Origin of the sequence: Martinezella rhizogenes, from assembly GCF_007002745.1 — a bacterium.
Lineage (GTDB): Bacteria > Pseudomonadota > Alphaproteobacteria > Rhizobiales > Rhizobiaceae > Agrobacterium > Agrobacterium cucumeris.
In genome coordinates this window covers 66,503-87,538 of record NZ_SGNY01000003.1, presented here as the reverse complement: position 1 = coordinate 87,538, position 21,036 = coordinate 66,503, and the positions used below count along the sequence as shown (strand labels likewise).

General features: G+C 58.7%; 21 protein-coding genes and 1 tRNA gene. 11 read left to right on the top strand and 11 right to left on the bottom strand.

Going from position 1 to position 21,036, the window contains the following annotated elements:
* Window positions 1-141: 141 nt before the first annotated feature.
* Window positions 142-1,470, bottom strand: coding sequence for an MFS transporter (locus EXN68_RS10500; RefSeq protein WP_142840772.1), 1,329 nt, complete (start codon window positions 1,468-1,470; stop codon window positions 142-144).
* Between the two features lie 306 nt (window positions 1,471-1,776).
* On the opposite strand from EXN68_RS10500, the gene cyoA reads away from it, so the two are divergent.
* The 9 genes from cyoA to EXN68_RS10455 all read left to right on the top strand — a co-directional run bounded on the left by cyoA (window position 1,777) and on the right by EXN68_RS10455 (window position 10,580).
* A complete protein-coding gene (gene cyoA, locus EXN68_RS10495) occupies window positions 1,777-2,850 on the top strand; it encodes a ubiquinol oxidase subunit II (protein WP_142840771.1) in 1,074 nt (357 codons plus the stop codon).
* 73 nt (window positions 2,851-2,923) lie between these two features.
* Window positions 2,924-4,927: a cytochrome o ubiquinol oxidase subunit I gene (gene cyoB / locus EXN68_RS10490; protein ID WP_142840770.1), complete on the top strand. Its 2,004-nt coding sequence runs from the start codon at window positions 2,924-2,926 to the stop codon at window positions 4,925-4,927.
* Between the two features lie 5 nt (window positions 4,928-4,932).
* The gene (gene cyoC / locus EXN68_RS10485) at window positions 4,933-5,559 is read left to right on the top strand and encodes a cytochrome o ubiquinol oxidase subunit III (protein ID WP_142840769.1); all 627 of its coding nucleotides are present in this window, start codon (window positions 4,933-4,935) and stop codon (window positions 5,557-5,559) included.
* Window positions 5,559-5,951: a cytochrome o ubiquinol oxidase subunit IV gene (cyoD, locus tag EXN68_RS10480; RefSeq protein ID WP_142840768.1), complete on the top strand. Its 393-nt coding sequence runs from the start codon at window positions 5,559-5,561 to the stop codon at window positions 5,949-5,951. The genes cyoC and cyoD overlap by 1 nt, the downstream gene beginning before the upstream one ends.
* Before the next feature lie 176 nt (window positions 5,952-6,127).
* Window positions 6,128-6,889 carry an SURF1 family protein gene (locus tag EXN68_RS10475; protein WP_161991289.1) on the top strand — a complete coding sequence of 254 codons (762 nt, stop codon included), beginning with the start codon at window positions 6,128-6,130 and terminating at the stop codon, window positions 6,887-6,889.
* A gap of 113 nt (window positions 6,890-7,002) precedes the next feature.
* Window positions 7,003-8,223: a phosphopentomutase gene (locus EXN68_RS10470; RefSeq protein WP_142840767.1), complete on the top strand. Its 1,221-nt coding sequence runs from the start codon at window positions 7,003-7,005 to the stop codon at window positions 8,221-8,223.
* The gene (locus EXN68_RS10465) at window positions 8,220-9,209 is read left to right on the top strand and encodes an adenosine deaminase (RefSeq protein WP_142840766.1); all 990 of its coding nucleotides are present in this window, start codon (window positions 8,220-8,222) and stop codon (window positions 9,207-9,209) included. The genes EXN68_RS10470 and EXN68_RS10465 overlap by 4 nt, the downstream gene beginning before the upstream one ends.
* A gap of 85 nt (window positions 9,210-9,294) precedes the next feature.
* Window positions 9,295-9,924: a uracil phosphoribosyltransferase gene (gene upp, locus EXN68_RS10460; RefSeq protein ID WP_004439188.1), complete on the top strand. Its 630-nt coding sequence runs from the start codon at window positions 9,295-9,297 to the stop codon at window positions 9,922-9,924.
* Window positions 9,925-10,058: 134 nt separating this feature from the next.
* Window positions 10,059-10,580: a TIGR02281 family clan AA aspartic protease gene (locus EXN68_RS10455; protein ID WP_161991288.1), complete on the top strand. Its 522-nt coding sequence runs from the start codon at window positions 10,059-10,061 to the stop codon at window positions 10,578-10,580.
* Here EXN68_RS10455 and deoA read toward each other — a convergent pair.
* The 10 genes from deoA to EXN68_RS10405 form a co-directional block, all read right to left on the bottom strand.
* Window positions 10,573-11,889: a thymidine phosphorylase gene (gene deoA / locus EXN68_RS10450; protein WP_142840764.1), complete on the bottom strand. Its 1,317-nt coding sequence runs from the start codon at window positions 11,887-11,889 to the stop codon at window positions 10,573-10,575. The two genes, EXN68_RS10455 and deoA, sit on opposite strands and share 8 nt — an antisense overlap.
* Window positions 11,886-12,659: a deoxyribose-phosphate aldolase gene (gene deoC / locus EXN68_RS10445; protein ID WP_142840763.1), complete on the bottom strand. Its 774-nt coding sequence runs from the start codon at window positions 12,657-12,659 to the stop codon at window positions 11,886-11,888. Before deoC ends, deoA begins: the two co-directional genes overlap by 4 nt.
* Before the next feature lie 2 nt (window positions 12,660-12,661).
* Window positions 12,662-13,462, bottom strand: coding sequence for a purine-nucleoside phosphorylase (locus EXN68_RS10440; protein WP_142840762.1), 801 nt, complete (start codon window positions 13,460-13,462; stop codon window positions 12,662-12,664).
* The gene (locus EXN68_RS10435) at window positions 13,462-13,866 is read right to left on the bottom strand and encodes a cytidine deaminase (protein ID WP_142840761.1); all 405 of its coding nucleotides are present in this window, start codon (window positions 13,864-13,866) and stop codon (window positions 13,462-13,464) included. The genes EXN68_RS10440 and EXN68_RS10435 overlap by 1 nt, the downstream gene beginning before the upstream one ends.
* 4 nt (window positions 13,867-13,870) lie before the next feature.
* Window positions 13,871-14,842, bottom strand: coding sequence for an ABC transporter permease (locus EXN68_RS10430; RefSeq protein WP_046799138.1), 972 nt, complete (start codon window positions 14,840-14,842; stop codon window positions 13,871-13,873).
* Between the two features lie 6 nt (window positions 14,843-14,848).
* Window positions 14,849-15,952 (bottom strand): ABC transporter permease, encoded by a 1,104-nt coding sequence (locus EXN68_RS10425; RefSeq protein ID WP_142840760.1) that lies wholly within the window; start codon window positions 15,950-15,952, stop codon window positions 14,849-14,851.
* Between the two features lie 7 nt (window positions 15,953-15,959).
* Window positions 15,960-17,465, bottom strand: a complete 1,506-nt coding sequence (locus tag EXN68_RS10420; RefSeq protein WP_142841242.1) for an ABC transporter ATP-binding protein — start codon at window positions 17,463-17,465, stop codon at window positions 15,960-15,962.
* Between the two features lie 82 nt (window positions 17,466-17,547).
* Window positions 17,548-18,540, bottom strand: coding sequence for a BMP family lipoprotein (locus EXN68_RS10415; protein ID WP_142840759.1), 993 nt, complete (start codon window positions 18,538-18,540; stop codon window positions 17,548-17,550).
* Window positions 18,541-18,754: 214 nt separating this feature from the next.
* Complete coding sequence (msrA, locus tag EXN68_RS10410) at window positions 18,755-19,405, bottom strand: peptide-methionine (S)-S-oxide reductase MsrA (RefSeq protein WP_142840758.1); 651 nt, start codon at window positions 19,403-19,405, stop codon at window positions 18,755-18,757.
* A gap of 76 nt (window positions 19,406-19,481) precedes the next feature.
* Window positions 19,482-19,799 carry a hypothetical protein gene (locus EXN68_RS10405; protein ID WP_142841240.1) on the bottom strand — a complete coding sequence of 106 codons (318 nt, stop codon included), beginning with the start codon at window positions 19,797-19,799 and terminating at the stop codon, window positions 19,482-19,484.
* 220 nt (window positions 19,800-20,019) lie between these two features.
* Here EXN68_RS10405 and EXN68_RS10400 point away from each other — a divergent pair.
* Together EXN68_RS10400 and EXN68_RS10395 are read left to right on the top strand one after the other, a co-directional pair.
* Window positions 20,020-20,109 (top strand) — tRNA-Ser (locus tag EXN68_RS10400).
* Window positions 20,110-20,343: 234 nt separating this feature from the next.
* Window positions 20,344-20,985, top strand: a complete 642-nt coding sequence (locus EXN68_RS10395; protein WP_142840757.1) for a DUF2239 family protein — start codon at window positions 20,344-20,346, stop codon at window positions 20,983-20,985.
* Window positions 20,986-21,036: the final 51 nt, after the last annotated feature.

The window sequence follows — 21,036 nt, the reverse complement described above, 5'->3', positions numbered from 1 at the left end:
TGTCAGTATTGCTTACATAATATTTCATGATGGACCGAGTCAAGATTAAAATCGGCCTCGCGCAATAAAAAAACAAAAACGCCGCGAAATCCGACAGGATTCCGCGGCGCGATGGCTGCAGGGATTGTTAAATTGCCCAGATCAGTCCGAAGGCATTTCCAGTGTGCGGCTGAACCACAGAGCGATCAGCGTACAGAGCGCACCCGACATCAGGTAAATTCCGACGGCGAACAGTCCGAATTTGGACGAAAATCCAAGCGCGACGAGCGGTGCGAAACCGGCGCCGATCAACCAGGAAATATCCGAGGTGAGCGATGCGCCGGTATAGCGATATTCGCGGCTGAAGCGGGAGGCGAGCGCGCCGCCCGCTTGGCCGAAAGACAGGCCAAGCAGCGAGAAGCCGATCAGGACAAAGAGATAGCGGCCGATATCGCCCGAACCGAGAAGGACCGGCGCAACAAGGCTGAATAGACCAATGAGCACAGCCGCAATGGCCAGAAGCTTCCGCCTGCCGATCCTGTCGGCCAGAATGCCGGACACCACGATCATGCCGCCGGCGATAATGGCGCTGACGAATTGCACGAACAGGAAGTCCGACACGCGCTGGGTGGTGTTGAGGGAGACCCAGCTCAGCGGAAACACCGTGACGAGATGGAAGAGCGCAAAGCTTGCCAAAGGCACGAAGGCACCGGTGACGACGACCGGGAACTGCGAGCGCAGCATCTTGAACATCGGGCGCGGTTCCAGCTCGTGCTGCTCCAGCATGGCCTGGAATTCCGGCGTGACGATCATGCGCAGGCGGGCAAAGAGCGCGAGAACATTGAGCGCCAGCGCCACGAAGAAGGGGAAACGCCAGCCCCAGGCGAGGAATTCCGCATTGGAAAGCTGCGTGACGAAAACGATGAAAAAGGCACTGGCGAGACCGAAGCCCATGGCCGCGCCGATCTGCGGCATCATCGCGTACCAGCCGCGCTGTTTCTGCGGTGCATTCATGGCAAGCAGCGAAACCAGACCATCCCAGGCGCCGCCCAGACCAAGGCCCTGGCCGATGCGAAACACCGCCAGGAGAACGGGGGCGAGCATGCCGGCTTCCGCATAGGAGGGAAGGAAGCTGATCGCCATGGTGGAGCCACAGAGCGTGAAGAGCGCCGCCATCAGCTTGACGGCACGACCGAACTTGCGGTCGATCTGGAGGAAGATCAGCGAGCCGATCGGCCTTGCGATAAAGGCCAGAGAGAACACCGCGAAGGAATAAAGCGTGGCCGTCAGCGGATCGACGAAGGAAAAGAAGACATGCGGAAAAACGAGAGCGGAGGCGATGGCGTAGATGAAAAAGTCGAAAAACTCCGTCATTCTCGCAAGAATGACCGCAATCGTGATGCGATCCGGATCGACCTTGACCGGATCTGTTCCATGACCATTGGCTTCCGGCGCCTGCCCAAATGATGGAGCAGCATTGCTATAACTCATAATATCCCTCCTGCGTCATGGTCGAACCATTCCCTGTAACGCTCGGGCTCCTCTTCCGTTGCGTTACGATGCGACGGATTGTCACACGCACCCTCCGTAACGTCAATTGAAGTTTGATAAGAAAGGCTTGCCCCACAAGCGCGCTATGCGATAATGCAGCCGCTCCGCCTTCAAAGGCAGCTCTGCCAGGCACATGGTGCATCGCGAAGGTTTCGCTGCACCGCGACAATATACCTCATTTGAAAAATGATGTTCGGCAATTAATCGCGGCATAATCCAAACTGTACGAGTTCAGAGAACGTGCGCATGATCAAAAAAATCCCATCCGCCCTTCTGGCTATTCCGGTACTGCTGCTGCTTAGCGGCTGTAACCTCGTGGTCATGAATCCATCGGGCGACGTCGCCATCCAGCAGCGCGATCTCATCATCACGTCCACGGTTCTGATGCTGCTGATCATCGTTCCGGTCATCGTGCTGACGCTTTTCTTCGCATGGAAATATCGTGAATCGGCCAAAGCCGAGGATTACGATCCCGAATGGCACCACTCGACGCGCCTTGAAATGGTGATCTGGTCGGCCCCCGTTGCGATCATCCTGATGCTCGGCACGGTAACCTGGATTTCCACCCACCGTCTCGACCCCTACCGTCCGCTGGAGCGCATCGACGAGAACCGTCAGGTCACCGCGGATATCAAGCCGATCACGGTGGAAGTGGTGGCCATGGACTGGAAATGGCTGTTCTTCTACCCCGAACTCGGTATCGGCAGCGTCAACGAATTCGCCGCTCCGGTCGATGTTCCGATCAACTTCAAGATCACCGGCACGACCGCGATGAACTCCTTCTTCGTTCCCGCACTTGCCGGCCAGATCTACGCCATGGGCGGCATGCAGACCAAGCTGCACGCCGTCATCAACAAGGAAGGCGTTTATGACGGCTTCTCGGCCAACTTCTCCGGCCCCGGCTTCTCCCACATGCGCTTCAAGTTCCATGGCCTCAGCCAGCAGGGCTTCGATGAGTGGGTTGCCAAGGCGAAAGAAGGCGGCAAGGGCTTCGGCCGACAGGAATATCTGGAATTCGCCAAGCCTTCGGAGCGCGAGCCGGTGCAATATTTCGCCTCGGTCGATCCGGAACTTTACAGCGCCATCCTCAACCGCTGTGTCGAACCCAACAAGCTCTGCATGCGCGACATGATGCATATCGACGCCAAGGGCGGCGGTGGCAAGGAAGGCATCGACATCACCAAGGCGCTGAACTCCGTCGTCTGCACGCCGCTTGCGCCTTACGGCGTCGCCAGCGGTCCCCAATCTACTCCGGCTGCGATCAAAGGTCAGACTTTCGAGCCTGCAGCGCTGCCGGAAACCAAACAAGTCGCTGGCTGACGATACGTCCCGGCATTCTTCGGCGCGGCCTGGCTGCGCCGACCTTACGTCTTAGAATCGCAAGAGGCTGAAAATGATCGTCAATTCCGATCAAACGTCGTTCCTGTTCGGGAAGCTGACATGGGAGTCCATCCCGCTTCACGAGCCCATTCTTGTCGCCACCTTCGCGGCCGTGGCGCTGGGCGGCATCGCCGTCGTTGGCGCCCTCACCTATTTCCGGCTGTGGGGTTATCTCTGGAACGAATGGTTCACGAGCATCGATCACAAGAAGATCGGTATCATGTACATCATTCTGGCGCTGGTCATGCTGTTGCGCGGCTTTGCCGACGCCATCATGATGCGTGTCCAGCAGGCGATCGCCTCCGGCGGCTCGGAAGGTTATCTTCCGCCACACCATTACGACCAGATTTTCACGGCCCATGGCGTCATCATGATCTTCTTCATGGCCATGCCGATGATCACCGGTCTGATGAACTTCGTCGTGCCGCTTCAGATCGGCGCCCGCGACGTTTCGTTCCCCTTTCTCAACAACTTCTCCTTCTGGATGACCACGGCCGGCGCCGTCATCACCATGATCTCGCTGTTCGTAGGTGAATATGCGCAGACCGGCTGGCTCGCCTATCCGCCGCTTTCCGGCATCGACGGCAGCCCGGGCGTCGGGGTGGATTATTATATCTGGGGTCTGCAGATCGCCGGTGTGGGAACGACACTCTCAGGCATCAACCTGATCGTGACGATCATCAAGATGCGCGCGCCTGGCATGACCATGATGCGCCTGCCGATCTTCGTCTGGACATCGCTGTGTTCGAACATCCTGATCGTGGCTTCGTTCCCGATCCTGACCGGCACGCTCGCGCTTCTTACCCTCGACCGTTACGTTGGCACCAATTTCTTCACCAACGATCTCGGCGGCAACCCGATGATGTACGTCAACCTCATCTGGATCTGGGGCCATCCCGAAGTTTACATTCTGGTGCTGCCGGCATTCGGCGTCTTCTCGGAAATCGTTGCGACGTTCTCCCGCAAGCGTCTCTTCGGTTATGCCTCGATGGTTTATGCAACTGGTGTCATCACCATCCTTGCCTACATCGTTTGGCTGCACCACTTCTTCACCATGGGTTCCGGCGCGAGCGTCAACGCTTTCTTCGGCATCACCACGATGATTATCTCGATCCCGACGGGCGCGAAAATCTTCAACTGGCTCTTCACCATGTATAAGGGCCGCATCAATTTCGACGTTCCGATGCTCTGGACGATCGGGTTCATGATCACCTTCGTCATCGGCGGCATGACCGGCGTTCTTCTTGCCGTTCCGCCCGCGGATTTCGTGCTGCACAACTCGCTGTTCCTGATCGCCCACTTCCACAACACCATCATCGGTGGTGTGGTGTTCGGTGTGCTTGCAGGTATCGTCTACTGGTTCCCGAAGGCCTTCGGTTACCGTCTCGATCCGTTCTGGGGCAAGCTGTCCTTCTGGTTCTGGTTCATCGGCTTCTACTTCGCCTTCATGCCGCTCTATATTCTCGGCCTGATGGGGATTACCCGCCGTATCAGCCAGTTCGAGGACAATTCGCTGCAGATCTGGTTCCTGATCGCCGCCTTCGGCGCCTTCCTGATCGCACTCGGCATCGCCTCCTTCGTCATCCAGCTCATCGTCAGCTACCTGAAGCGCGATCAGCTGCGCGACGTGACGGGCGACCCCTATAATGGCCGCACGCTGGAATGGTCGACGTCGTCGCCACCGCCCGCCTACAACTTCGCCTTCACGCCGGTCATTCATGACGTGGATGCCTGGGCTGACATGAAGAAGCGTGGCTACGACCGTCCGCAGGAAGGGTTCATCCCGATCCATATGCCGAAAAATACCGGCGCGGGCGTCATCATCAGCGCCATCAGCGTCGTCCTCGGCTTCGCCCTAGTGTGGCATATCTGGTGGCTTGCGGCTCTTTCGATGCTCGCCATCATCGCAGTCTCGATTGCCCACACCTTCAACTACAACCGCGAATACTACATTCCGGCTTCCGACGTTTCGACCGTCGAGGCTGAGCGTACAAAGCTGCTTGCGGAACAGGCGTAACGAATATGGCTCATGCACCTGCACAAAGCGCCGCCGGCGCTGAACCACCGGTCTTCTACCTGAAGGAAGATCACCACCCGGAGAACGGCACGTCGCTGGGCTTCTGGCTTTATCTGATGAGCGACTGCCTCATCTTCGCGACGCTGTTTGCCACCTATGCCGTTGTCGGCCGCAACTACGCGGCCGGCCCTTCGGGTGCGGACCTGTTTGACCTGAAGCTGGTCGCCATCAATACCGGCTTCCTGCTCTTCTCCTCCATCACCTATGGCTTTGCCATGCTGGAAATGGAAAAGAAGAAGGTGAAAACGACGCTGATATGGCTCGGTGTCACCGGCCTCTTCGGTCTCGCCTTCCTTGCGGTCGAAATCTACGAGTTCCATCACCTGATCGCGGAAGGCGCCGGCCCGCAGCGTTCGGCCTTCCTTTCGGCCTTCTTCGCGCTGGTCGGCACGCACGGTCTGCACGTCACCTTCGGTGTCATCTGGCTCGTCACACTGATGGTTCAGGTCGGCAAACACGGCCTCATCCCGGCGAACAAGCGTCGCCTGATGTGCCTGTCGATGTTCTGGCACTTCCTTGACGTCATCTGGATCGGCGTCTTCTCCTTCGTTTATCTCATGGGAGTTCTTTGATGAGTTCCGAAGCACACGCACATCACGACGCGCATGGCGACGACCATCACCATGATGGCGCAAGCCACGGCACGTTCAAAAGCTATATGATCGGCTTTGTCCTGTCGGTCATTCTGACGGCGATCCCCTTCTGGCTGGTCATGGGCGACGTTCTGGAAAACAAGACCGTGCTGGTCATCGCGATCATGGGTCTCGGCGTCATCCAGATCTTCGTGCACATGATCTACTTCCTGCACATGGACACCAAGTCCGAGGGCGGCTGGACCTTCATGGCGCTGATCTTCACCGTTGTGGTGCTGCTGATCACGCTCTCGGGTTCGCTCTGGGTCATGTACAACATGAACAAGAACATGATGCCGCTGCACATCGAAGATGTGAAAAACCTGCCCTGAGCAGCCATAAATCAACGGCCTGCCGGACCTCCGGCAGGCCGCTCCGCGCCAACACATAACCCCATGAATCCTGGCGCGATTTATGGGGTTATTTGCTGGAGGAAGCGCATGCGGGAGCCAAGTGCCCGCCGGAGCAGACGATCCTGCTGCCAGAGGCGCTTCGCAAGGACCATGAGATGAGCGAAATCGCACCCCAAAACCGGCGTATCCGCCCTGCGGCAATCGTCGTCCTGTTTTTGACCATTATCCTGACGGGCTGCCTGCTGGCGCTTGGAACATGGCAGGTCCAGCGCCTATTCTGGAAGCTGGATTTGATTGAGCGTGTCGAGGCCCGCGCCCATGCCGCGCCTGTCGATGCGCCTGCCGCCGGTGAATGGCCGGCCCTCACCGATTCCGCCGATTATGAATATCGCCGTGTGAAACTGTCCGGTACCCTGCTCAACGACAAGGAGGTTCAGGTCTACACGGTCACGGATCTCGGCCCCGGTTACTGGGTCATGACACCGCTGCGGCGGGACGATGGCTCAAGCGTGATCGTCAATCGTGGCTTCGTGCCCTCCGACAAACGCGATCCGTCTACACGCCGCGAAGGGGAAGCGGCCGGAAACGTCGAAATCGTCGGGCTGATGCGCGCGCCGGAAACCGGCGGACTTTTCCTTCGAACTAACGATCCGGCAAATGGCCGCTGGTATTCCCGCAACATTCCCCAGATCACGCAGGCATCCGGCCTCTCCGACGTGGCGCCGTTTTACGTCGATGCGGATGCGACGGCCAATCCGGGCGGCCTGCCGGTTGGCGGCAAAACCATGCTCACCTTCCCCAATAGCCACCTCTCCTACGCCGTCACCTGGTATATTCTCGCGGCCATGGTGGTTGCGGCCGGCTGGTACGTGCTGCGCAACCTCAACACACCGAAATCGAAACGGGATGCTGATTGAACAGCTGGTTTTACCGGATGGTTCATAAAAGCGCTTCCTTCTTCACGTTTTGCTGATCTATAACGACAGTTCGGCCTGACATTGCCCGTCGGCGCATTTTGTTTCGGTGAGTTATGGCAAGAGCATTTCTTCTCGTTCTGGATTCCTTCGGTGTCGGCGGTGCACCTGACGCAGAGCACTATGGTGATCTTGGCGCGAATACCCTCGGCCACATCGCCGAGTTCTGTGCCGCAGGTGCAGCCGACAGGCCGGGGCTTCGATCCGGCCCGCTGAAGCTGCCGAACATGTGCTCGCTTGGCCTTCTGGAGATCGCGCGCCAGGCAAGTGGCGACATTCCCGCCGGCATGGAGCCGCCGGAACGTATTTTCGGCCTGCATGGCTCAGCCAGCGAAGTTTCAAAAGGCAAGGATACGCCATCCGGCCACTGGGAAATCGCCGGAACGCCTGTCACCTTCGACTGGGGTTATTTCCCGACGGAGGGAGACGCCTTTTCCCCGGAGCTAGTGGAGGCCATTTGCAAAGAGGCGGATATTCCCGGCATTCTCGGCAATTGCCATGCGTCCGGCACTGACATCATCGCGCAATTCGGCGAAGAACATATCAGGAGCGGCAAGCCGATCTGCTACACCTCTTCCGATTCCGTGTTCCAGATCTCCGCGCATGAAAGCCATTTCGGGCTGGCCAGGCTGATCGCGCTCTGCGAGACGGTGCGCAAACTGCTTGATCCCTTGAGTATCGGCCGCGTTATCGCCCGTCCTTTCATCGGCGAGACGGTCGCCACCTTCGAACGTACCGGCAACCGCCGCGACTTTTCCGTGCCGCCGCCCGAACCGACGCTTCTCGACCGGCTGGTGGAGGCGGAGCGCAAAGTGCACGCCATCGGCAAGATCGGCGATATCTATGCCCATCAGGGTATCTCACGCGTCATCAAGGCAAATGGCAACGCAGCCCTGATGGATGCGACACTGCAGGCCATCGACGAGGCCGAAAATGGCGATCTCGTCTTTACCAATTTCGTCGATTTCGACATGCTTTATGGCCACCGTCGTGACGTTGCCGGTTATGCGGCTGCGCTTGAGGCTTTCGATGCGCGCATCCCGGAAATTCATCGCAAGATGAAGCCGGGAGACATCGCCATTCTTACCGCCGACCATGGTTGCGACCCCACCTGGCGTGGCACCGACCATACACGCGAACGGGTGCCAATCATGGCATTCGGGCCGGGCATCCGCTCTCGTGATGTCGGAATTCGTTCAAGCTACGCCGACATCGGCGAAAGCATCGCCCATCATCTTGGTATCGAGGCCGGTTCACACGGCAGGAGCTTCATTTGACATCGCATTTGCTGAAAGCAGAAATCCACTGCCACATCGAAGGTGCGGCACCGCCTGCCCTCGTCGCAAAACAGGCAGAGAAATACGGCATAGACACCAGCAGCTTTCTGCGTGACGGCCAATATGTCTGGTCGGATTTCGCCGAGTTCATCCAGTGCTACGATGCGGTGGCGCAGGTGTTCAAGACGGATGAGGACTATGCGGTTCTGACCGAAACCTATCTGACCGAACTGGCGCAGGCCAACACGATCTATAGCGAGCTGATCATTTCGCCCGACCATGGCGACCGTATCGGACTTGGCGCTGACGCTTATCTCGCCGGTATCGCCGAAGGCATCCGGATCGCGAAGGAAAAAACCGGCATCGAGACCCGTATCCTCGTTACCGGCGAACGGCATTTCGGCCCGGAACGGGTGATCGCGGCGGCCGAATATGCGGCACGTGCCCGGCATCCGCTGGTGACCGGTTTCAACATGGCCGGCGAGGAACGCATGGGCCGGGTTGCCGATTATGCGCGCGCCTTCGATATTGCCCGCGATGCGGGTCTCGGACTGACCATCCACGCCGGCGAGGTCTGCGGACCGGAAAGCGTTGCCGATGCACTCGATCTCATCAAACCAGCACGCATCGGCCATGGCGTGCGCGCCATCGAAGATGCCGGTCTCGTCTCCCGGCTTGTCGAGACGGGAACGGTTTTGGAAGTCTGCCCCGGGTCGAATATCGCACTCAAAGTTTATCCGGATTTCGCCAGCCATCCGCTGAAGGCGTTGCGCGATGCCGGAGTGCGTGTATGCATCAATTCCGACGATCCGCCATTCTTCTTCACCTCGCTTGCCCGGGAATATGAGCTGGCCGCCGGCGTGTTCGGCTTCAGCGACACCGAGATCAACGGCATGACCCGTACCGCACTGGAATGCGCCTTCGTGGACGAGGCGACGCGCGGGCAGCTGCTTGCGAGACTGGATCGCGCCCGAGACGACGGTTGACGGGGTAAAACCGCGAAGAAGGCTTGCGAAAAGCCCGCTTTCGGTGAATGACAGGGGCACAAGATCAAAAAGGAAGGCCAGTTTCATGGACGGCGTCACAGTCATTGAACATCCGCTGGTGCGGCACAAACTCACCATCATGCGCAAGAAGGAAACTTCCACGGCCGGCTTCCGTCGCCTGCTGAGGGAAATTTCGACGCTGCTTTGCTATGAAGTGACGCGCGACCTTGAAATGACGATGGAAACCATCGACACGCCGCTCGAAACCATTCAGGCTCCGGTTCTGGAAGGCAAGAAACTGGTTTTCGCCTCCATCCTGCGCGCCGGCAACGGCCTTCTGGAAGGCATGCTCGAACTGGTGCCGTCGGCGCGCGTTGCCCATGTCGGCGTGTATCGTGACCATGATACGCTGGAGGCCGTCGAATATTATTTCAAGGCTCCCGAAAGCCTCGATGCCCGTCTGGTCATCGTTGTCGACCCGATGCTGGCAACCGGCAACTCCTCCATCGCCGCTGTCGAAAAGCTGAAAGAACGGGGTGCAAAGAACATCCGCTTCCTGTGTCTGCTGGCAGCACCGGAAGGCATCAAGAATTTCCGCGAGGCGCATCCCGATGTGCCGATCTATACCGCCGCAATCGACAGACATCTGAACGAGAAGGGTTATATCGTCCCCGGCCTCGGTGACGCTGGCGACCGTATGTACGGCACCAAATAACGCCGTTTATCTTCGCTTAACCGTTTGAGCCATTCGCCGTCCGATACGCGGCGAATGGCTTTTTCTTTTAAGATTTCAGCATGTTTTGCGCTTATCCTGTCCAGGAATAACCTTGGGCTTTGAGGAGCAACGACTTGCTGGCGCGCACGATTTTTCTGCTTATCGGCCTTTCGGTCAGCGCCACGCAAATTCCGGCGCTGGTGGAGAAATTCCAGCAACGCCCTGAAACAGACGTCGAAAAGCCGGTGGCCGCACCCGAGGTCGCCAAGCCGCAAACGGCTTCGTTAGGCGGCATCAATCTGAAAGCAGATGCCCGCGGCCATTTCAACGCCACCTTCCGCATCAATGGCAAGTCCTTCGACGGGCTTGTTGATACCGGCGCTTCGATGGTCGCGATCAACGAGACGATTGCGCGCCGACTTGGTTACGGCGTCAACAGTCTGGACTACAAATATGCGATCTCGACAGCCAATGGCCAAACCATGGCGGCCTATGTGAAGCTCGACCGGGTGGAGATTGGTCCAATCCGCGTTCAGAATGTCGATGCCATGGTGCTGAAGGACAATGCTCTGAGCAACATGCTGATCGGCATGAGCTTTTTGAAACAACTGTCATCCTTCAAAGTCTCGGGCGGTGAAATGCGGCTGGTCAGGTGATCCGCTCGAGGATGGGATCAACGATTTCAGGTGCGTTGTCGGCGATCGCGTAACAGGCCGTTATCCTTTTGACGGCACGTTCCGCCTCATCCGTCGAAGCCGCATGGACAATGGCAATCGGCTCGCCCTTTTCCACCTTTACGCCAAGCGGCAGGATATCCGAAATACCGACCGCCGGATCAATGATGTCCGACGGCATTCTCCTGCCCCCACCGAGCTCGACGACGACCATACCAAGATCACGCGTTTCGCAGGATGTTAGCCAGCCGCTGCGCTCAGCCTGCACCGGAAGAGCGACCGGGGCGGACGGTAGATAACGGATTGCGTTCTCGACGAAATCCGAAGGCCCGCCCAGTGCTGAAACCATCCGCGCAAAGATTTCCATGGCCCGACCGGAAGACAGAGCGGCCGCAGCCAATGCCTCGCCTTCCTCAAGCGTGGCAGCTTTTTGAGCCTGCACCAGCATTTCCGCGGCGAAGGACAGGACCACCTTTTCAAGACGGGTTCCAGCCTTGCGACCGGCCAGGAAATCCAGGCAATTGACGATTTCGACGGCATTGCCGGCGGCATCACCAAGTGGCTGGTTCATGTCGGTTATAAGCGCCGTCGTCGGAAGTCCCGCACCATTCGCCACATCGACCAGCGCGCGGGCCAGATTGCGGGCATCCTCCACGCTCTGCATGAAAGCACCGTTGCCGACCTTCACGTCGAGAACCAGCGTCTCGAGCCCGGCTGCAAGCTTCTTCGACAGGATGGAGGCGGTGATCAGCGGTATGGAATCAACCGTCGCGGTCACATCCCTGATAGCGTAAAGGCGTTTATCGGCGGGGGCGAGATCGCCTGTCTGGCCGATGATGGCGCAGCCGACCGCCTTCGCCGTTTGGCGGAACAAAGCCTCGTCCGGCATGACATTGTAACCGGGGATGGCTTCCAGCTTGTCAAGCGTGCCGCCGGTGTGACCAAGGCCCCTGCCGGAAATCATCGGCACGGCGAGGCCGCAGGCGGCAACGATGGGCGCCAGCATCAGGGAGACGTTGTCACCGACGCCACCGGTCGAGTGCTTGTCCGCCACCGGCCTGCCAATATCGCTCCACGAGAGGACATCGCCACTATCGCGCATGGCGAGCGTCAGCGCCACCATCTCGTCGCGGTTCATGCCGCGGAAAAACACCGCCATGGCAAAGGCGGCCGCCTGCCCTTCCGATATGCCATCTTTCGACAGCGCGTCGATGAAAGCACCAATCTCCTGCGGCTCAAGAGACAGGCCATCGCGTTTGCGGCGGATGATTTCCTGCGGGATCAAGCTCAATACCCGCTGGCGGCCTTGGCCGGTTCGCCGCCGGCCAGCACGTTCAGCACATCGTCGAGAACGCCCGAAGCACCGAAGCGGAAAGTGGACGGCATGGCCCAGTTGGGTGCCATGATGGTTTCCGCCAGCCGCAGGTAAAGCGTCGCATCCTCCACCGTGCCGATGCCACCGGCAGGTTTGAAGCCAACTTTCTGCCGGCTGTCGCGGATCGCCTGCAACATGATGTCTGCCGCCTCCAGCGTGGCATTGATGGCGACCTTGCCCGTGGAGGTCTTGATGAAGTCAGCGCCTTCGGCGATCGCGAGTTCGGAGGCGCGGCGGATCAGAGCCTTGTCCTTCAACTCGCCGGTTTCGAGAATGACCTTGAGCAGCACGGGTGCGACACAAGCCTTGCGCACGGCCGCTACCATTTCGCTAACCGCCGCTTCATCGCCTGCTATGAATTTACGATAGGGGATGACGAGGTCGATTTCATCGGCACCATCACGGATCGCTGCTTCCGTTTCCGCCACGACAGTCGCGACATCAAGATCACCCGAGGGAAAATTGACGACGGTGGCGATACGGATCGCGTGTTCTCTTCCGAATGCAGCGCGTGCCTGCGCCACGAAACGCGGCCAGATGCAGATGGCAGCAGTGTTGCCATAATCCGTATGCGCGCGCTGGCACAAAGCGGCGATCTGCTGCGGCGTGCAGTCTTCCTTGAGATTGGTCAGGTCCAGCAAGGACAGAGTGAGGGCAGCCGCTTCGCGCGGACGCTGGAGTTCCATGGTCACGCTCCTCCTGAGATCATTTCCTTCAGAATGGCGGCAAGTCGCTTGCCGCCCACGGGAGCCATGTCCTTGGTTTCCTCATGGCTCAGTTCCGCGCCAGTCATGCCGGCGCCGTAATTGGTAATAACCGATGCGGCGGCAACGCGCATCCCGAAAAAGCGCGCGAGGATGACTTCCGGCACGGTGGACATGCCAACGGCATCCGCGCCGAGAAGCCGCGCCATGCGAATTTCCGCCGGCGTTTCGAAGCTTGGCCCGGAAAACCACATATAGACGCCGCCGAACAAAGGCACCGTCGCGCGGATCGCGGCGTTGCGCATTGCCAGCATCAGGTCCGGATCATAAGCCGTGGTCATGCCGACGAAGCGGCGGTCGCTTTCCTCGCCGATCAGCGGATTCATGCCGGAATAATTGATGTGATCGGTGATCTGCATGACGGAGCCGGGCGGCATATCCTGCCTCACCGAACCCGCCGAATTGGTGAGGATGAGCGATTGCACGCCGAGACCGGCCAACGCCTCGATGACCGGGCGCATCGCCGCCGGATCGCCCTTTTCGTAGAAATGCACCCGACCGGACAGCATCATGACGGGCTCGCCGCCAAGATAACCGGCCACCAGCTCGCCCGCATGGCCGGAAACGCCACCGGCGGGAAACCCGGGAAGATCGGTATAGGGCACACGGATCGGGTCGCTGACTTCTTCCACCAGCGACCCCAGGCCAGAGCCGAGAACGATGGCGACGCGCGGCATCAGGCCGTTCAGGCGCTCTACCAGAATATCGATCAAGCCATCCGTCATCAGGGCAACTCGGTCTTGAAGACGGAGGGCAGAAGCTCTTCCATGGTCATGACCTTCTGGACGCCGGTTTCGTCGCAAAGATAGATCTTCGTCTGCGGTGTGGCGAATTCGGCAATCTTCTGGCGACAACCACCGCAGGGCGTGCAGAGCGGCAGCTTTTCGGCAAAGACAGCGACTTCGCTGATCTTCTTTGCCCCGCCCATGATCATGGCGCTGATAGCGGATGGTTCCGCGCACCACCCCTGCGGGAAGGAGATGTTCTCGATATTGGCGCCCTTGTAGATTTTGCCGTCATCAGCACGGATCGCCGCGCCGACGGGAAACTTCGAATAGGGCGCATAAGCGAAGGCCATGGCCTCCACCGCCGCCTCGAACAGGGCATGGGATGTCGGGTCAGAAGACATGGGTTTAACGCTCCTTCGCATAGGCAACGCCACCGGCCTTGGGGGGCTTGGCAACGCCGATGAAACCGGCAAGCAGGATGCAGGTCAGGATATAGGGCATGGCCTGGAAAATCTGCACCGGCACCTCGCCGATGCCAGGCACGGATTTGCCCTGCATGAAATTGGCGAAGGCATCGAGAAAACCGAACAGCAGGCAGGCGAACATGACCGGCACCGGCTTCCATTTCGCGAAGATCAAGGCGGCAAGCGCAATATAGCCCTTGCCGGCCGACATGTTGGCGATGAAGGCCGCCGATTGTGCTACGGCGAGATAGGCGCCCGAGAAACCGCAGAGGAAACCGGCGACGATAACCGCGCGGTAACGCATCCACGTCACCGAAATGCCCGCCGTGTCGACAGCACCCGGATTTTCACCGACGGCGCGCAGGCGCAGGCCGAAACGGGTGCGATAAAGCACCCACCAGGAAAGTGGCACCGCCAGGAAGGCGAGATAGGTCAGGATATTGTTGCCGGAAATGACATTGGCGTAGAGCGGGCCGATGAAGGGCACTTCGCGCATCGCATCCGCGCCGGGCAGGATGATTGGCGCAAAACGCCCCTCGCCGGGCAATTGCGGCGTGCGGCCACCTTGCCCAAACCATGCCTGGCCCAGAACCACCGTCAGGCCGGCGGCGATGAAGTTGAGCGCTACCCCTGAAACGATCTGGTTGCCGCGATTGGTGATCACGGCAAAGCCATGGATCAGCGAGAACGCTATGGAGACGCCAATGCCGGCCAGAAGACCAGCCCACGGGTTTGCGGTAAGATAGGCGACACAGGCGGAAGCAAAGGCCGCCGCCAGCATCTTGCCTTCAAGGCCGATATCGAACACGCCGGCGCGTTCGGAAAAAAGCCCCGCCAGTGCGGTGAACAGAAGCGGGATGGTGAGACGGACGGTCGAGCCGAGAATGCTGACCAGCATATCGAAAAAATCCATGTCAGCTCACCCCTTTGCCAAACGCTGGTAGATGTGGACGATCGTCGGCCGGTACATATATTCCAGCGCGCCGGCGAACAGGATCACCAGACCCTGGATAACCACGATCATCTCGCGGGTAATGTTGGGCATCTCGAAGGAAAGATCCGCGCCGCCCTGATAGAGAATGCCGAACAGCAATGCCGAGAAAATGATGCCGAGCGGATGGCTTCGCCCCATCAGCGATACGGCGATGCCGACAAAGCCCGCACCGCCGACGAATTCCACCTGCAGGCGCGCTGAAGCGCCCATGACCGGGTTCAGCGCCATCATGCCCGCCAGACCGCCGGAAATGAGCATGGCGATGATGACGGTGCGTGCATAGGGAATGCCGGCATAAATGGCAGCGGAAGGGCTGACGCCGAGCGTGCGCATCTCATAACCAAGCTTGGTGCGCCAGATCAGCACCCAGACGAGGAAACACATCACCAGAGCGATAAGGAAGGAGACGTTGAACGGCGCCGGCCCGAGCTTGAGGCCGAACCATGCCATCAGCCAGTCCAGCTTCGGCAGTTGTCCACCGGGCAGGAAGGTGCGCGTTTCCGGCGCCATCTTGCCCGGTACGATCAGCACATTCACCAGCAGGTAAACCATCAAGGCCGCAGCGATGAAGTTGAACATGATGGTGGTGATGACGACGTGGCTGCCGCGTTTGGCCTGAAGCCAGGCCGGAATAAAGGCCCAGGCGGCACCAAAAACGGCGGCGCCGACGACGGCGAAGGGCATTGTCACGTACCATGGCACGTAACGGTCAAGTGCCAGCGCCACCAGCGCCGCACCCAGCCCGCCAATATAGGCCTGACCTTCGGAGCCGATGTTGAACAGGCCGGCATGAAAAGCCACGGCGACGGAGAGGCCGGTGAAGATGAAGCTCGTCGTATAAAACAGCGTGAAGCCGATGGCGTCGCCACGGCCGAGCGCGCCTTCAATCAGCAGGCGAAGTGCTGCCAGCGGATTTTCGCCGATGGACCAGACGACGAGCCCGGAAATCAGAAAGGCGGTTATGACATTCAGCAATGGCAACAGGCCGTAGCTGATCCAGTTTGGTAGGGGTGCGGAAGCGGTGCTCATTCATGCCTCATGCGGCGATGCCGGCCATCATCAGGCCCAGCGTCTGTTCTTCGGCTTCCGCCGTTTTTTCTCCAACGACACGGCCGGCGAACATGACCATGATCCGGTCCGAAAGGGAGCGGATTTCATCAAGCTCGACCGAAACCAGCAAAATCGCCTTTCCGGCATCACGCATTTCGATGATGCGGCGGTGGATGAATTCGATGGCGCCGATATCCACGCCGCGTGTCGGCTGGCCGATGATCAGCATCTTCGGGTCGCGTTCGATTTCGCGGGCAACGACGATCTTCTGCTGATTGCCGCCGGAAAAATTGGCGGTCTTCAAATGCGGGTTCGGCGGGCGGATGTCATATTTCTCGATCTTTTCGACGGCATCCCTACGGATGGCCTCGGGATTCAGGAAAGGCCCCTTTCCGTAACGCTCGTCATGGTGATAACCGAGGATGGAGTTTTCATATTCCTCGAATTTCAGCACCAGCCCCATATGATGGCGGTCTTCCGGGATATGCGCCAGACCAAGTTTGCGCAGGATCGCCGGATCGGGACGATCCACCTTCTGACCATCCACCCATATCTCGCCCGAAGAGGGCTTGCGTATGCCGGCGATGGCTTCCAGCAGTTCCGATTGACCATTGCCCGCGACCCCGGCGATGCCGACAATTTCACCGGCGCGGACATCCAGCGAGACATCGTCGACCATGGTGACACCACGGCTGTCCTTGACGGTGAGATTACGGATGGAGAGAAGAACCTCGCCCGGCGTCGTCTCGCCCTTTTCCACCCGCAGCAGCACACGGCGGCCGACCATCAGTTCGGCCAGTTCCTCGACGCTGGTTTCGGAGGTCTTGCGGGTTGCCACCATTTCGCCGCGGCGCATGACGGAGACGGAGTCCGTGATCGCCATGATTTCGCGCAGCTTGTGGGTGATGAGGATGATGGTCTTGCCCTGCTCACGCAGAACACCGAGGATCTTGAAAAGGTGATCGGCCTCAGCCGGCGTCAGAACGCCGGTCGGCTCGTCGAGGATCAGGATTTCGGCACCACGATACATGGCTTTGAGGATTTCGACGCGCTGTTGCAGGCCAACAGGCAATTCTTCGATCACCGCATCCGGATCGACTTCCAGTCCGTAATCATCCTCGAGACGCTTCAGCTCCTTGCGCGCTCCGGCCCGGCCTTTGGCCAGCAATGCGCCGCCCTCCGCACCCAGCATGACGTTTTCCAGAACGGTGAAATTTTCCACCAGCATGAAATGCTGATGCACCATGCCGATACCGGCATTGATCGCGGCCTGACTGTCACGGATCGCAACAGGTGCGCCGTTTACCCTGACTTCACCGGCATCTGCCTGGTAAAAACCATAGAGGATCGACATCAAAGTCGATTTTCCGGCGCCATTTTCCCCGATGATGCCGTGGATCGTGCCCTTGGCGACGGTCAGATTGATATTCTTGTTGGCGTGAACGGCACCGAATTTCTTGTCGATGCCCACGAGCTCGATTGCAGGATCCATACTCAAACCTAACCTCTCCGAAGGCTGGATATGAAAAGGGCGCAAGATGAAAATTCATCATGCGCCCCAGTTACATATCATATCATTTCGGGCAGGAGTTGTCCGCCATATAGTCATGGACCTTGACGGTACCGGCAATGATGTCGGCCTTCGCCTTGTCCACGGCGGCAATCATCTCAGGCGTGATCAGGGCCTTGTTGTTGTCATCAAGCGCATAGGCCACGCCGTCTTCCTTGACGCCGAGCGCCACGATGCCGGGGGTGAACTTGTCGTCCTTGGCATCCTTATAGGCGTTGTAAACAGCCAGATCGACGCGCTTGACCATGGAGGTCAGGACGGAACCCGGATGCAGGTGGTTCTGGTTGGAATCGACGCCGATCGAGAACTTCTTGTTGTCGGCGGCGGTCTGCAGCACACCGATACCGGTCGCACCGGCTGCCGCATAGATCACGTCCGCACCCTGGTCGATCTGGTTCTTGGTGAGTTCGCCACCGCGTACCGGATCGTTCCAGGCAGCACCCGTGGTGCCGGTCATGTTCTGGAAGACTTCGATCTTGTCATTGGCCGCCTTGGCGCCCTGGGCATAGCCACAGGCAAACTTACGGATCAGCGGAATATCCATGCCGCCGATGAAGCCGACCTTGCCGGTCTTGGAAGCCATGCCCGCCAGAAGACCGACGAGGTAGGAACCTTCATGCTCCTTGTAGACGACGGAGCGGACATTCGGCAGTTCGACAACGGAATCGACAATCACGAATTTGGTGTCGGGGAATTCGGCTGCAACCTTTTCCATGGCCGAAGTCCAGGCGAAGGACACGGCGATGACGGGGTTGAAGCCCTTGCTGGCGAAGTTGCGGATGGCCTGTTCGCCCTGCGTGTCGCTGGTCGGCTCAAAGTCACGGTACTCGATACCCGTTTCCGCCTTGAACTTTTCAGCGCCGGCCGCAGCGGCTTCGTTGAACGACTTGTCGAACTTGCCGCCCGTGCCATAGACCAGCGCCGGCTTGACATCCGCAGCGAGCGCGGAAGCCGACATTGCGGCAAGCGCAAAAAGCGTCAGAAGGGATTTTTTCATTGTGCAGCCCTGTTGTTGCAATTGATATTATAAGGGTCCTCCCGCAATCCCGTTTGCCGGGAATGTCTGCGGAACCGCCAACCGTTATACCGGCTGTGCTTGCCTCATATCCTTGCATGGCTCAATGAAAAATTCATCCGGTTTTTTTGACCCGGTGGAAAAACTTTTATCTGGCGCTTTTTTGGTCTTTCCACCGTGGCGACCTGCAAAAAATCTAGTCGATATTGCAGCTTACGCCGGTTCCCCGCAAGCCGCAGTAGCCACCCGGGTTCTTGGCAAGATATTGCTGATGATAGTCCTCAGCGTAATAAAAGGTTTCAAGCGGGCCGATTTCGGTGGTGATGGCCCGTCCATGGCCTGCCGCCTCCAGAGCCTGCTGAAAAGTATCGCGCGCCTTTTGCGCCTGCTGCAGCTGGCCTTCGGTCGTGGCATATATGGTCGAACGATAGGTCGTACCCACATCATTGCCCTGCCGCATACCCTGGGTCGGATCATGCTCCTCGAAGAATATCCTGAGCAGGCCCGACAACGGGATCACAGCCGGATCATAGACGACCTTCACCACTTCTGCATGGCCCGTCTGACCGGTCGTCGTTTCCTGATAGGTCGGATTCTCAGTAAAGCCGCCGGCATAACCAACCGCCGTCACCCAAACGCCCGGCGTCTGCCAGAACAACCGTTCCGCGCCCCAGAAACAACCCATGCCGAGGTAGATGATTTCCAAACCGTCTGGATAAGGCCCCTTCAACGGCCGACCATTGACGAAATGGTTCTCCGGCACCACAAGCGCCTCTCCCCGGCCCGGCAAGGCAGTCTCTTCGGTCGGCATCGTCGTCTTTTTTGAAAGCGTATCGAACAGGAACATCGGGACCTCCGTGCGGCCAATATCGCCGCTTCTCATGGTTCACAACTGCGGGCGCAAGGTCGTGCAGGCTGAAAAATCAGACTGGCAGGCGCCTCATCGCCTTGTGCTTCCTGTAACCGGCCATCCAGCAAAGCAGGGACAGGGCGAGGAAAAAGGCAAATGCGGGCAGCGCCGACAGCGCGTTTTCAATAAAGCGCCACGCTTCAGGGTGAATATAGTGACCCACGGCGGCTTCCACCATGGTGCGCGAGGCAGGAAGAAGATAATTCCAGACGGAAAGGATGCCGGTAATATTGACCGAGGACGTGGAAACCGAGCGGATCGAATCAAGCACACCCAGAAAAACCGCTGCCAGAAGGAGAAGAAAGCTCAAAAAACGCAAAAAAGCTTTCATCAGGACACCTCGGTTATGGTCCATCTCTTCAACGGACATGCTTTGATACATATAGCGCATCGATAAAGGCGGTAAAACCCGTTTGCAACCGCATCGAAATGCAGGAAATTGCCGACATTTCAAAAAACTGTCAGATTCGTGTTGATCCCTGCGAATTCATCGGTATATATCGCGCCGTTCCAGTGATTTGCATTCTTCAAAACATGCAGATTTGAAAAAAGGACAGGTGGCCGAGTGGTTTAAGGCGCACGCCTGGAACGCGTGTGTGCGTGAAAGCGTACCGTGGGTTCGAATCCCACCCTGTCCGCCATTTTCCCAAATAGTCAGATAAGCCCACGACTTAGCGTCTATTGCCGCTTTCTCCTTCGATACCCCTTTTCTTCCCCGCATGCCGTATGGATTTGCAGACTACAGGGTTGCCGCACACAGCAGCGCTCGCGTGACGGACCAATCCTGGCATCGATATTTCCTTTTTACCCGGGTGTAATTGACGAAATTGTTTTACCCGGATATTAATTGCGACATTCATTGTGGCGAGTGTGACATGTCGAATCCCCCCAGCAGGCCATGCACAGCCTTTTCCGGCGACCGATTACTGCTCAGCGGTCTTCTGGCCGAAGTGGCCATCGCGATCCGCCGATTGGGCGAGACGGACAAAACGATCCTCGTATTCGACGATGCCACAGGTCGTGTCGTCGATCTCGATCTGCGTGGCACCGATACGGAAATCGTTGAACGGCTATCCCACCTGCCAAAGGCAATTGTGGGAAGCGATCGACCGGAGGCCGATGCAACCTCCGGCCCGACGGTTTCGGAGGAAGGGCAGAATCAGAAGAGCCGCGGGCGGCCGAAACTGGGTGTCGTCGCCCGCGAAGTGACCCTGCTGCCGCGACAGTGGGAGTGGCTTGCAGCCCAGCCCGGCGGCGCTTCAGCGGCATTAAGGCGTCTGGTGGACGAGGCCAGAAAGGCTGGGCATCCGCATCAGGAAAAGCGGGCGGCACAGGAGGCCGCGTATCAGTTCATGCAAGCGATCGCGGGAAACCTCCCCAGCTACGAGGAAGCGATACGAGCCCTTTTTGCAGACGACCGCCCCGCGCTGGAAGAACGGACCACATCATGGCCCGCAGATATCAGGGCCTATGCCCTGCGCCTCGCATTCAGGTCGCACGACCGGCGGCATTCTTGACGCGCCGAAAAACCGAGCACCGCGAACAGAGCAGAACCCATGCCCTGTTTC